General features: G+C 63.4%; 10 protein-coding genes and 1 pseudogene. 5 read left to right on the top strand and 6 right to left on the bottom strand.

Going from position 1 to position 12,000, the window contains the following annotated elements:
• Window positions 1-29 precede the first annotated feature (29 nt).
• The 4 genes and pseudogenes from GQB00_RS19560 to GQB00_RS19545 all read right to left on the bottom strand — a co-directional run.
• Complete coding sequence (locus GQB00_RS19560; RefSeq protein WP_165857521.1) at window positions 30-878, bottom strand: endo alpha-1,4 polygalactosaminidase; 849 nt, start codon at window positions 876-878, stop codon at window positions 30-32.
• A 91-nt stretch (window positions 879-969) separates the two neighbouring features.
• Window positions 970-1,089 carry a DUF2474 family protein gene (locus GQB00_RS19555; RefSeq protein ID WP_165857520.1) on the bottom strand — a complete coding sequence of 40 codons (120 nt, stop codon included), beginning with the start codon at window positions 1,087-1,089 and terminating at the stop codon, window positions 970-972.
• On the bottom strand, window positions 1,073-2,077 hold the full coding sequence (gene cydB / locus GQB00_RS19550; protein WP_165857519.1) for a cytochrome d ubiquinol oxidase subunit II: 1,005 nt from the start codon (window positions 2,075-2,077) through the stop codon (window positions 1,073-1,075). Before cydB ends, GQB00_RS19555 begins: the two co-directional genes overlap by 17 nt.
• 68 nt (window positions 2,078-2,145) lie before the next feature.
• A pseudogene (locus tag GQB00_RS19545) lies at window positions 2,146-3,465 on the bottom strand (cytochrome ubiquinol oxidase subunit I); the annotation flags it as partial.
• 133 nt (window positions 3,466-3,598) lie between these two features.
• On the opposite strand from GQB00_RS19545, the gene GQB00_RS19540 reads away from it, so the two are divergent.
• Entirely contained in the window at window positions 3,599-5,011 is a 1,413-nt protein-coding gene (locus tag GQB00_RS19540) for a PLP-dependent aminotransferase family protein (RefSeq protein WP_165857517.1), read from the top strand.
• Between the two features lie 43 nt (window positions 5,012-5,054).
• On the opposite strand, the gene GQB00_RS19535 is transcribed toward GQB00_RS19540, so the two are convergent.
• Entirely contained in the window at window positions 5,055-6,167 is a 1,113-nt protein-coding gene (locus GQB00_RS19535) for an S-(hydroxymethyl)glutathione dehydrogenase/class III alcohol dehydrogenase (RefSeq protein ID WP_204355878.1), read from the bottom strand.
• A gap of 150 nt (window positions 6,168-6,317) precedes the next feature.
• On the opposite strand from GQB00_RS19535, the gene GQB00_RS19530 reads away from it, so the two are divergent.
• Complete coding sequence (locus tag GQB00_RS19530; protein ID WP_165857516.1) at window positions 6,318-7,304, top strand: GlxA family transcriptional regulator; 987 nt, start codon at window positions 6,318-6,320, stop codon at window positions 7,302-7,304.
• 12 nt (window positions 7,305-7,316) lie between these two features.
• On the opposite strand, the gene GQB00_RS19525 is transcribed toward GQB00_RS19530, so the two are convergent.
• Entirely contained in the window at window positions 7,317-8,714 is a 1,398-nt protein-coding gene (locus GQB00_RS19525) for a PLP-dependent aminotransferase family protein (RefSeq protein WP_111498014.1), read from the bottom strand.
• A gap of 316 nt (window positions 8,715-9,030) precedes the next feature.
• Here GQB00_RS19525 and dctP point away from each other — a divergent pair, with 316 nt between their 5' ends.
• The 3 genes from dctP to GQB00_RS19510 all read left to right on the top strand — a co-directional run bounded on the left by dctP (window position 9,031) and on the right by GQB00_RS19510 (window position 11,988).
• A complete protein-coding gene (gene dctP / locus GQB00_RS19520) occupies window positions 9,031-10,089 on the top strand; it encodes a TRAP transporter substrate-binding protein DctP (protein ID WP_111498013.1) in 1,059 nt (352 codons plus the stop codon).
• Window positions 10,090-10,156: 67 nt separating this feature from the next.
• A complete protein-coding gene (locus tag GQB00_RS19515; protein ID WP_111498012.1) occupies window positions 10,157-10,669 on the top strand; it encodes a TRAP transporter small permease subunit in 513 nt (170 codons plus the stop codon).
• A complete protein-coding gene (locus GQB00_RS19510) occupies window positions 10,666-11,988 on the top strand; it encodes a TRAP transporter large permease (protein WP_111498011.1) in 1,323 nt (440 codons plus the stop codon). The genes GQB00_RS19515 and GQB00_RS19510 overlap by 4 nt, the downstream gene beginning before the upstream one ends.
• Window positions 11,989-12,000 lie beyond the last annotated feature (12 nt).

Here is a 12,000-nt window from a genome sequence, read left to right as displayed (position 1 = left end):
TGGCCGCCGGGGTCAACGTGGCTCCGCGTTCAGTTGCAGCTTTCGCGATAGCTGTCGTCCAGCTCCAGGTCGAGAATGAGGGTGCTGAACTGGCGGTTGACGCTGGCCGTGCACAGGGCGTTGCGCTGGGCTGTGTTGGTCCGGTAAGCGTCCAGGTACTCGGCGTTGAAAACGGCTTTGTTGGCGTCGATGAACGGCTGCAGCTTGTCGCACTCGTCGTACTCGAAGCATTGCTCGTTGACGGCGAAATCGAAATAGTCGACCAGGTCTCCGACCTGGGCCAGGTCGTTCTTGAGGGCGACGGCCAATTCCCGTGTATGCGCCGCGTTGGCCAGCCAGCGGTTGTAGTCGAGCTGGTCGGCGGCGGTGACATCGAACCCCGGATCGTTGGTGTAGCCGTCCATGTTGTCCGGTTCCACGCCATCGCAGCCCTTGTCGACGGCGACATCCAGCCGTGCGGCCATGATGTCGCGCACGTTCTGGTTGCGGATATCCAACCAGCGTTCGCCGTCCCAGCCGTCGAGGGCGTTACCCAGATCCGCGTCGTCGAACGCCCCGGCGTCGTCGCGCCAGTTTTCGTAGGAGCCGCCGGAGAAGTAGCAGATCACCTTCTTGCCGCTGGCCTGGAGTGACTGGATCACTGAGATGTCCGCATCGAACAGGTCGATGTCGTACATCTCAACGGCATAGCTTTCGTTGACGGTCCCTTGCAGTTGCCACTGCCAGGTGGTCAGCGGTACCGGCTGATACCAGTCGCCGCCGGTAACGGGGGCGGGTCCGGCTTGATCACCGGTCGACGCCGAGGCGCTGCTGTCAGACGAAGAGCCGCCGCAGCCCGCTGCCAACAGGGCAAGGCACAGAATCGTGAACGCTTTCATAATCACCTTCCTTGATGCACTCGCCGCCATTATAGAGCGGATGGCGGCCTCCGGAGCCGGTGGTTACCAAACATCACGAAGCGATAGCCTATTATCCCGGTATCAGTAGTTTGAGCAGGGCGCTGACGATGAACACCGACAGCACGCTCACCGACCAGATACCGACCAGCCACAGCCAGCGGCCGAGGGTGTGCCTAGTGGTAGCCTTCATCGTCTTGTACCTTGCCGCGGAAGACGTAGTAGGACCACGCCGAGTAAACCAGGATGATGGGGACGATCAGCAGCGTGCCCACCAGCGCAAAGCCCTGGCTGGCGGCGGGGGATGACGCTTCCCAGATGCTGACGTCGGGCGGGATCACGTTGGGCCAGAGGCTGACGATCAGACCCAGGTAGCCCAGGGCGATGACGACCAGTGTCATCACGAATGGCATCACTTCGGCATGTCGTACTGAGCGGTAGAGGCCTACGCAGGCCAAACCGGTGACGGCGGGAAGTGGGGCGAGCCAGTACAGGTTGGGCAGCGTGAACCAGCGCTCGGCAATATTCGGATGCGCGAGCGGTGTCCACACCGACACGCCGGCCATGAACAGGACCAGAACCAGAGTCAACGGTCGACTGACGTTGCGGACGACGGCCTGCAGCTCACCTTCGGTCTTCATGATCAGCCAGGTGGAGCCCAGCAGCGCGTAGGTCACCACCAGGCCCCCGCCGCAAAACAGGGCGAACAGCGTGATCCAGTCCCAGGGGCCGCCGGCGAAGGCGTCGCCCTCCATGGGAATGCCCTCGATGTAGGCGCCGAGGATGATGCCCTGAAAGAACGTGGCCAGCAGGGAGCCACCAGAGAACGCCTTATCCCACAGGTGAAGGCTGCGGTCACGGGCCTTCAGGCGCGCTTCGAACGCCACGCCGCGGAGGATCAGACCGGTGAGCATGAGCAGGATCGGGATGTAGAGCGCACTGAGGATGGTGGAGTAGGCCAGGGGGAAAGCGGCCAGCAGACCGGCGCCGCCCATCACCAGCCAGGTCTCGTTGCCGTCCCAGACCGGGGCCACGCTGTGCATGATGCGGTCTCGGGAACGCTTGTCGCGGATGAAAGGAAACAGCAGCCCGATGCCCAGATCAAACCCGTCAGCAATCACGTAAAGCATGACGCCGAATAGGATGATCATGGCCCAGATTAACGCGGTATCAACGCCCATGGTCAGACAACTCCCGGATCAGGTTGAACAGCAAGGATGCGATGCGGAGACGGTGTGGATGAATGTCAGCCATGATCCGGCCCCCGTTTGATCAGGCGCAGCATGTACTTGATGCCCGATCCGAAAATGAGCGCATACACCACAACGAACAGCACCAGTGAGAACGTCAGTTCGGGCACGCCGTGGGCGCTGGCGGCATCATCCGTCCGCAGCAGGCCATAGACCACCCAGGGCTGGCGTCCCAGTTCGGTGGTGTACCAGCCCGCCAGCAGCGCGATCAGCCCTGCGGGCCCCATGGCCAGTGCAAAACGAAGGTAGCCCCGACTGTCGTGGAGGGTGCCGCGATGGAGTCTCCACAGGCCGAGTAGTCCCAGAGCCAGCATCAGCACGCCCAGGCCAACCATGACCCGGAAGCTCCAGAAGACGGCGGCCGCGTTGGGGCGTTCGTCGGCGGGGAAGTCTGTGAGGGCGGGAATCTCGCCGTTCCAGGTGTGGGTCAGGATCAGGCTGGCAAGATGGGGGATGCCGATCGCGAAGTGCGTGGTTTCCGCCTCGTTGTCCGGCCATCCGAACAGCAGGAGCGGCACGCCCGCGTCCGACGGATCGTTCTCCCAGTGCCCCTCCATGGCGGCAATCTTGGCGGGCTGGTGTTCCAGCGTGTTTAGGCCGTGAAGATCGCCGACGAAGACCTGCAGGGGCGCGGTCAGGGCCAGCATGACCACCGCCATCGACAGCATCTTGCGCACGGCGCGGGTGTTGTTACCACGCAACAGGTGCCAGGCGCCGCTGGCACCGACCATCAAGGCCGTGCTGAGGAAGGCGGCCAGGCCCATGTGGACCAGTCGATAAGGAAACGAGGGGTTGAATATGATGGCCAGCCAGTCGACCGGCACGGCCCGGCCATCGACGATCTCGTACCCCGCCGGAGTCTGCATCCAGCTGTTCGAGGCCAGGATCCAGGTGGCGGAGATCAGGGTGCCGATGGCCACCATCAGGGTGGCAAAGAAATGCAGTTTCTCGCCCACGCGGTTCCAGCCGAACAGCATCACGCCGAGGAAGCCGGCTTCCAGGAAGAAGGCCGTCAGCACCTCGTAGGCCAGCAGCGGCCCGGTGATTCCGCCGGCGAAATTGGAGAACCCGCTCCAGTTCGTGCCGAACTCGTAAGCCATGACCAGGCCTGAGACCACGCCCATGCCAAAGTTCAGCGCAAAGATGTGGCTCCAGAACCGGTAGAGGGTTCGGTACACCGGTTTTCGCGTCCTGAGCCAGTAGCCTTCAAGCACGGCGAGGTAGCTGGCCAGGCCGATGGTGATGGCGGGGAAAACGATGTGGAAAGAGACGGTGAAGCCGAACTGGATGCGGGCCAGGAGTATGGCGGTTTCTTGCATGGAGGTTCCTCACGAGCACAACCCACTCCGGGTGAGCGGGGACATCGCGGGCAAGCCTACCTGTCCATCGGGAATAGGATCAGGTATAAAAAATTAATACTGAATGGGTACAGATTCGATGGAACCCGATACCATGCGAAAGGCTCCCTATCACTACGAGGCGCTGGAAACTTGGCTGCTTGAACAAATTCGTGCCGGCCGATGGCGACCGGGCGATCGCCTGCCTTCTATTCGGGCACTGTGTGCTCAGCAGGGGCGATCCAAGGTCACGGTGCTCCACGCCCTGCACCGGCTGGAGGCGCGCGGCGTGGTGGAGGCCTATCCCAAGGCCGGCTATTTTGTGACCACCACGCCTGACGACGCGCCACCACGGCCCCAGGCAGCAGGGCAGATCAGCGCGCCGCTGCCGGTGACGGTCAGTGATCTGTTTCTCGACATCATGCGGCGCAGTGCCGCCTTCGATCTGCTGCCGGACGCACCTTCCGGCGAACCGCCGCCCGGAATCGTGGCCCTGAATCGCGCCATCGGTCGCGCCCTGCGACGGCAGCGGGACGGTCAGTTCCAGTACTACGATGAGCCCATGGGACATCTTTCGCTGCGGGAGCAGCTGGCATCGCAGGCGGCGAGGCGGGGGTGGCGGGTGAGCCCGGACCGGCTGTGCATCACCTCCGGCTGTCAGCACGCGCTGTTTCTGGCGCTGATGGCAACCTGCCGGGCCGGCGACGTGGTGGCGGTGGAGTCGCCCGGCTTCTACGGCGTCCTGCAGCTGCTGGAGCAGCTGGATCTGCGGGTGGTCGAGGTGCCGACCTCGCCGGAAACCGGCATGGACATGGCCGCGCTGGCAGAAGTGTTGGAGCGCTGGCCGGTGCGCGCCTGTGTGGTGTCCCCGGCGTTTGCCACGCCGGGCGGAGCACTTATGCCCGACGCGGCAAGGCGGCAACTGCTGGACCTCGCCGGACGCCACGACTTGGCGGTCATCGAAGACGACATATACGCCGAGACCGGTTTTGCCCAGGTGCCCGACCCCCTCAAGGCGCTGGATCGGGACGACCGGGTGATCCTCTGCGGCTCGTTCTCCAAGTCCCTGTCGCGGGACCTGCGTCTGGGCTGGATCTCCGGCGCCCGCTGGCATCGTCAGATCCTGCACCTCAAGCTGGTCACGCAACTGGCCAGCAGTCGCTACCTGCAACAGGGCGTGGCGGAGTTCATGGAAGATGGTGGCTATGCGGCCCACTTACGGCGCCAACGCGGGCTGCTGCGCGAACGCCGTGACCGACTCCTTTCGATGCTTCGGGACTGGCGGGTGCCGGTTCGGATGACGCAGCCGCAGGGCGGGCTGGCAGTGTGGCTGGAATTGCCGGAGGGGGTGGATACGTTGACGGCTTATTCGAAGGCCTTGCAGGAAGGCATCGTGCTGACGCCGGGGTCACTGTTCTCGGCGGTTGGGGCGTTCTCGAACGGCTTGCGGATCAGTTTCGCCCACGCCTGGGACGAGGAGCGGCGAACGGCGCTGGGGCGGTTGCCTGCGCTGCTGGAGCTGGTCTGAGGGAAATGCCCCCAGGCCCGGGGAGGGCCTGGGGGATGCGTCATCAGTAGTGAATGACGGTGCGGATGCTCTTGCCTTCGTGCATCAGCTCGAACGCTTCGTTGATGTCTTCGAGCTTCATGTTGTGGGTGATGAAGGTATCCAGCGGAATCTCGCCTTTCTCGGCTTTTTCCACGTAGCCGGGCAGCTCGGTGCGGCCCTTTACGCCGCCGAAAGCGGAGCCTTTCCAGACCCGGCCGGTGACCAGCTGGAACGGACGGGTGCTGATTTCCTCGCCGGCGCCGGCGACGCCGATGATGATGGATTCGCCCCAGCCCTTGTGGCAGCACTCCAGAGCGGAACGCATCAGCTCGACATTACCCACGCACTCGAAGGAGTAGTCGACGCCGCCGTCGGTCATCTCGACGATGACTTCCTGGATCGGCTTGTCGTGGTCCTTCGGGTTGACGAAATCGGTCGCGCCCAGCTCTTCGGCGATCTTGAACTTGGACGGGTTGATGTCGATCGCGATGATGCGCCCGGCCTTGGCCATCTTGGCGCCGATGATCGCCGCCAGGCCGATGCCGCCCAGACCAAAGATGGCCACGGTGGCGCCCTCTTCGACTTTGGCGGTGTTCAGCACCGCACCGATGCCGGTGGTGACGCCGCAACCCAGCAGGCAGACCTTGTCCAGCGGGGCTTCCTTGGGAATCTTGGCCAGGGACACTTCCGGCAGTACCGTGTACTCGGAGAAGGTGGAGGTGCCCATGTAGTGGTACAGCGGCTCGCCGTTGTAGCTGAAGCGGCTGGTGCCGTCCGGCATGACGCCCTTGCCCTGGGTGGCGCGCACGGAGCCGCACAGGTTGGTCTTGCCGGAGGTGCAGAACTTACACTCGCCGCACTCGGCGGTGTAGAGCGGGATCACGTGATCACCGACTTCCAGGGAAGTCACGCCTTCGCCGACGGCTTCGACAATGCCGCCGCCTTCGTGACCGAGAATGGTCGGGAACAGGCCTTCCGGATCGGCGCCGGACAGGGTGTAGGCGTCGGTGTGGCACACGCCGGTCGCGACGATGCGCACCAGCACCTCGCCAGCCTTGGGCGGTTCCACGTCGACTTCAACGATTTCCAGAGGCTTGTTGGGGCCAAAGGCCACGGCCGCGCGGGATTTCATCAGTAGCTTCTCCTCAATTTCGATGTGCCATGCAATTCGATTAGGATAATGCACGCCGCCGCGCTCTGCCCGTCGAATTGCCCCGGATCAGGGACACATCGCCTGTAAATTTGGACACGGCGCACCATCCGCCATTCAGTGAAGAGGTTCTGCATGTCCGAACGCCAGAGACACCGCGTCGATCTGGTCATCTATCCGGGGTTCAAATCACTGGAGGCGATCGGCCCGCTGACGGTGTTCACCTATGCTAACAAGCACCTGGAAAGCCAGGGAATGGCTCCGTTCTACGACATCCGCGTGGCCGCCGCCGTGGCCGGGCCGGTGACGTCCGATACGGTGATGACGCTCGACGCCGCCCAATCCCTGGACCCGGACGATCTGCCTGACACCGCCCTGGTGGCCGGCGCCCACGACATTGAAGGGTCCATGGCCAACGCCCAGGGCGTGATCGACTGGGTGACATCCGCCGCACCGCGGATCAAACGCTTTGCCGCCCTGTGCACCGGCACCTTCTTCCTGGCGCAGGCCGGCTTGCTGGACGGCCGGCGGGCGACCACCCACTGGCGCATGTCGAAACGACTGGAGGAGCGGTTTCCTGCGGTTGAGGTGGACGTGGACGCCATTTTCATCCAGCAGGGCAACCTCTGGACGTCGGCCGGGGTGAGCGCTGCCATCGACCTGTCGCTGGCCTTCGTCGAGCGGGACTGCGGTCACAAGCTGGCGCTGGAGGTGGCGCGGGATCTGGTGATTTTCCTCAAGCGCCCGGGCGGGCAATCCCAGTTCAGTGCGGATCTCGCCAGTCAGATGTCCCAGTCCTCCGCCGTGCGACGCATTCAGGCCTGGATCATGGATCACCTGGAGACGCCGTTCACGTCCAGCGAACTGGCGGAGGAAGCCGCCATGAGCCTGCGCCATCTCACGCGGCTGTTCCAGAAAGAGACCGGTATGAGTCCTCTGGAATTTGTCGAGCGCTCGCGTCTCGACAAGGCCCGTCGCCTGCTGCAGGACACGGAATTGCCCCTGAAAAGCATTGCCTTCCGCTGCGGCTTTTCGTCGGATGAGCAGCTGCGTCGCACCTTCCGCAAGTACCTCGCCATTTTGCCAACGGATTACCGGGCGCGGTTTTCCAGTCCTAACTGATCGTCCGGGGCATCACGAACGGCGCCCCGGTCCGACGATCTCCTCCCTTAGAAAGTCGAGCAGCCGCGGATGCCGGGCGTGGGCGATGTTGATTCGCAGGGCCGAGCCGGCGTCCTGATCCGACAGCGTGAACAGATGGCCTGGCGCCAGGAAGATGCCTTGGTTTGAAGCCTTGTGGGCCAGCTCGATGCCGTCCACATGCGCTGGTAGCGGGCACCAGACGTAGTAACCGCCGGTTGGCGGCTGGATGTTGTCGATACCGGCCTGCTGAAGGGCGGCCACCGCTTCGGCGCCGGCCTTGGCAACGCGGTCCCGCAGTCGGGTCATGTGGCGGCGGTAGCGGCCACGCACGATCATCTCGTGGATCATTCGCTCGATCACGCTGGAGCCGTTCACCACCGTCAGCATCTTGATGTCGGTCAGTGACCGGATCAGTTTGCGGCTGGCGGCAACGTAGCCGCAGCGCAGGCTCGCGGACAGGGTCTTGGAAAAGGTGCCGACGTAGATCACGCGGTTGAGGGCATCCAGCGACGCGAGGTGGGGCGCGGAACGGGGCAGAATGTCGCCGAACGGGTCGTCCTCGATGATGGTCAGGTCGTGCTGTTCCGCAATGCGCAGCACGGCGTGCATGTTCTGCAGGGGCATCGAGGTGCCGGTGGGGTTGTGCGCCATGGGCTGGACAAACAGCAAGCGGGGCCTGTGCTCGCGAATGGCCTGTTCCAGGCGTTCCAGGTCCAGGCCCGCGGGCCCGCGGGGTACGCCGATGGTCCTGGCCCGCTGTAGGCGGAGTTTGCCGAACATCGGGTAATAGCCGGGTGTTTCCACCAGCACCGGTTCCCCCGCGTCGACAAAGTGCCGCACGATCAGGTCGAGGGCGTGATTGGCACCGAAGGTGAGCAGCACCTGATCCGGGTGAGCGCTGATGGCGCGGTCCGTCAGGGTGCGGGAGATGTCTTCGCGCAGTCCCAGCAGTCCCTGTGGGTTGCCGTACTCGAACTCGTCACCGTTGTCGTTGGTGGGCGCGATGCGCTTGAACTGACGCCGGATATCGGCGTTTTCCATCCAGCTGGCGGGCAAACGTCCATCGCCGGCGCGCACTTCGTAATGCTGGTTCAACTGCTCGCGCAACAGTGAGATCAGGTCCACCGCTTCGGTGAAGTGCTCGGGCTTGATGTCCGGATGGGCCGGCCGGGCCGCTTCCACGTAGAAGCCCGAACCTCGCCGCGGCGTGACATAGCCAGTGGCGACCAGTCTGTCGTAAGCGTCGATGATGGTGTTCTTGGAGACGCCAAAGCCCTGTGCGGCGCTGCGAATCGATGGCAGTCGGGTGCCGGCGGTGAGTTCTCCCTTCTCGATCTGGCTGACGATTGTGTCCGCGATCTGCTGGGCTCGCGCGGGTTGCTGATTCATACCTTCACCTGGATTGTACCCTTATTTTTCTGGGTACAGTGCATGGGACAATTTGGCAAATTGTACCTTGTTCAGTTTTTGTCACTGTCCTAAGTTTTGTACAGGATCCGCACAGAAGTCCAGCCGGAAATAATCTCCGGAGACGATGGGCGAGTCGGGCCGCGGGTTCCGGAGGTCGTCGCTGCAGTGGCGGACACCCGGGACAACCCGGAGCGACCGGAAAACAGCTTCTATAAAAGATCAGGTTCGATAAGAAAATGTGGCGCGTCCGCCATTCCCTGAACGGAGGACGTCGCCACTCACAACGGAGAACGTCATGAAATTACAGGCCAATAACAACCGTCGCAGTTTTCTTAAATCGATGGCCGCGTCCCTGCTCGTTGCCGCGAGCGCGGCCCTGCCGGGACTGGCTGCAGCCGACGAGCTGCCCAGCGTGAACTGGCGCATGCAGGCACTGTGGGACGCCGGGACCACGCCCTACGAGTACGAGAAACAGTTCGTCCAGCGGGTTGCCGACCTGACCGATGGCAAATTCCAGATTCGCCTCTTCGCCGGTGGCCAGCTGGCGCCGTCGGCCCAGGCGTTCGAAGCTGTGCGAGCCGGCGCCTTCCAAATGATGAAAACCTTTGACGGCTACGAGGCCGGTTCCATCCCGGCCTTTGCTTTCACCAGTACCGTGCCTTTCGGTTTCCCCGAGCCGGACCAGTACGAGGCCTGGTTCTACGAGAAGGGCGGTCTGGAGATGGCGCGCGAAGCATACGCCAAGGCGGGTCTGTTCTACATTGCGCCGACCGTCTACGGTCAGGAGCCCATCCACGCCAAGTTCCCGCTCAACTCCCTGGACGATCTGAAGGGTAAGAAAGGGCGTTTCGTGGGGCTGGCCAGCGCGGTGATGGGTGAATTCGGCGTTGCCACCACCGGCCTGCCCACTGCCGAGGTGTATCAGGCCCTGGAAAAGGGCGTCATCGACTTTGCCGACCGCGGCGACCTGACCGCCAACCTCGAAGCGGGTCTGGGGGAAGTGGCGGACTACGTCGTGGTGCCCGGCTTCCACCAGCCCACCACGGCTACCAGTTACGTGGCCAACCAGGCCGCTTATAACAAGCTGCCGGAGTCCTACCAGACGGCGCTGGCGGTGGCTGCACGGGAAATCTCCTCGTCCCTGCGCCAGCATATCCTGGCCCAGGACGCGGTGGCGCTGAAGAAGTTCGAGGAGCAGGGTGTCGAAGTGATTCACCTGAGCCCGGAAATCGTCGCCGAGGGCCGTCCCACCGCGATGAAAGCCTGGCGTAAGGCTGCCGGTGACGACGAGCTGGCCAACCGGGTGCTGGACAGCCAGATCGCCTTCATGAAAGAGCTCGATCTGATCGACTGATCGCATCCGTTACTGACGTAGCTGCCCGGCCTGCCGGCCGGGCAGCCATCCCCTGCTGAGGTTTACTATGCCTGTTCTTCTTGGCTACTGCCGTTGCATTACGGCGGTCAACCGCTGGGTGGCCGGTGCCGTTTCCGCGCTGGTCTTTGTCATGGTGGCGGTGATCAGCTACGAAGTGGTGGCCCGATACTTCTTCGACGCGCCCACCGTCTGGGCCATGGAGCTGTCGACGTTGCTGTTCGGCCCTTATTTCATGCTGGCCGGGCCCTACCTGTTGCACACGGCGGGGCACGTTAACGTCGACATCCTCTACGGCAAGCTGTCCCCGCGCATGGCTGGAGCCATCGATTGCCTGACCTATCCGCTGATTGTTGTCATCGCGGTGATTTTCATCGATCAGAGCCTGCCTGTGGCGATGAACGCCTACAACAGCGGTGAAACTTCCTTCACCGCCTGGAACCCTGCGATCTGGCCGGTGAAGGCGCTGATTCCCGTCGCCTTCGGACTGCTGCTCCTGCAGGCCCTGGCGGAAACTGTACTGGCGGCACGTCGTGCACTGGGCCGGGAGGTGGCGGTATGAGTTCCACCCTGGTCCTGTCGATGATGTTCGTGGGTCTGCTGGTGCTACTGTTGAGCGGCATGCCCCTGGCATTCGTGCTGTCGTCGCTGGCGGTCCTCTTCACCATCGCGCTCTGGGGCACTGACGCCCTGGTCCTGACGGTGCTGCAGACCTTCGATGCCATGACCTCGGACATACTTCTGGCGATTCCACTCTATGTGCTGATGGCCAGCGTGTTGCAGCGTTCGGGCATCATCGAGGCCCTGTACCGGGCCATGGAACTCTGGTTCCGGCGCCTGCCCGGCGGCCTGGCCGTAGGTACCGTTGCCATCTGCACGGTGATGGCGGCGATGACCGGGATCGTCGGCGCGGCGGTGGCGGCGATGGGCATCCTGGCGCTGCCGTCGATGCTCCAGCGTGGCTACGACCAGCGTCTCGCCCTGGGCACGATATGCGCGGGTGGCACGCTGGGGATCCTGATTCCGCCGTCGATCATCACCATCGTCTACGCGGCCACGGCGCAGATTTCGGTGGGCAAGATGTTTGCCGCCGGCATCGTTCCGGGTCTGGTGCTGGCCGGGCTCTACGTGGCCTACATCGTGCTGCGGGCCACCCTGCAGCCAGATAAGGCCCCTCGTGAGTTGAACGGCACGGTCGACCTGCGCGAGATGTTCGCCTCCCTCAAGTCGCTGATTCTGCCGACGCTGATCGTGTTCGCGGTGCTGGGTAGTATCTACGCGGGTATTGCCACGCCCACAGAGGCCGCGGCGGTTGGTGTGGTGGGCGCGATGATCTCCGCGGCCTTCCAGCGCGAGCTGAACCTGGGCAACCTGCGGGCGGCGGCGATGGATACCTTGCGGGTGACCACCATGATCATGTGGATCACCATCGGCGCCAAGATCTTCGTGTCGATCTTTACCGGCACCGGCGGCGCCGATTCCCTGCTGCAGTTCATTCAGGACCTGGAGGTCAACCGCTGGCTGGTGTTGCTGGCGATGATGCTGGTGCTGGTGTTCCTGGGCCTGTTCCTGGATGAGATCGGCATCATCCTGCTGTGCGTGCCGGTGTTCCTGCCGATCATCCATGCCTTCGATTTCGATCCGCTTTGGTTCGGTGTCCTGTTCCTGATCACCGCCCAGATGGCCTACATCACGCCGCCCTTCGGCTACACGCTGTTCTACATCAAGGGCGTGCTACCCGACGGCATCGGCATGGAGACCGTCTACCGGGCGATTGTGCCGTTCCTGATCCTGCAGCTGCTGGCCCTGGCGCTGTTCATCCTATTCCCCGACATCGTGACCTGGCTGCCGGAGCAGATTGCGCAGCCCGCACGGCCCTGATTACAGGAGAAG

Origin of the sequence: Marinobacter sp. JSM 1782161, from assembly GCF_011421605.1 — a bacterium.
GTDB classification, from domain to species: domain Bacteria; phylum Pseudomonadota; class Gammaproteobacteria; order Pseudomonadales; family Oleiphilaceae; genus Marinobacter_A; species Marinobacter_A bohaiensis.
Note: the sequence above shows the minus strand (reverse complement) of the source record. Positions and strands in the feature narration are given on the sequence as shown.

What these genes read in the sequence shown, in the direction of transcription:
- GQB00_RS19560 (WP_165857521.1), bottom strand. Translation starts at nt 878, where the DNA reads ATGAAAGCGTTCACGATTCTGTGCCTTGCCCTGTTGGCAGCGGGCTGC.
- GQB00_RS19555 (WP_165857520.1), bottom strand. Translation starts at nt 1,089, where the DNA reads ATGAAGGCTACCACTAGGCACACCCTCGGCCGCTGGCTGTGGCTGGTC.
- cydB (WP_165857519.1), bottom strand. Translation starts at nt 2,077, where the DNA reads ATGGGCGTTGATACCGCGTTAATCTGGGCCATGATCATCCTATTCGGC.
- GQB00_RS19540 (WP_165857517.1), top strand. Translation starts at nt 3,599, where the DNA reads ATGCGAAAGGCTCCCTATCACTACGAGGCGCTGGAAACTTGGCTGCTT.
- GQB00_RS19530 (WP_165857516.1), top strand. Translation starts at nt 6,318, where the DNA reads ATGTCCGAACGCCAGAGACACCGCGTCGATCTGGTCATCTATCCGGGG.
- GQB00_RS19525 (WP_111498014.1), bottom strand. Translation starts at nt 8,714, where the DNA reads ATGAATCAGCAACCCGCGCGAGCCCAGCAGATCGCGGACACAATCGTC.
- dctP (WP_111498013.1), top strand. Translation starts at nt 9,031, where the DNA reads ATGAAATTACAGGCCAATAACAACCGTCGCAGTTTTCTTAAATCGATG.
- GQB00_RS19515 (WP_111498012.1), top strand. Translation starts at nt 10,157, where the DNA reads ATGCCTGTTCTTCTTGGCTACTGCCGTTGCATTACGGCGGTCAACCGC.
- GQB00_RS19510 (WP_111498011.1), top strand. Translation starts at nt 10,666, where the DNA reads ATGAGTTCCACCCTGGTCCTGTCGATGATGTTCGTGGGTCTGCTGGTG.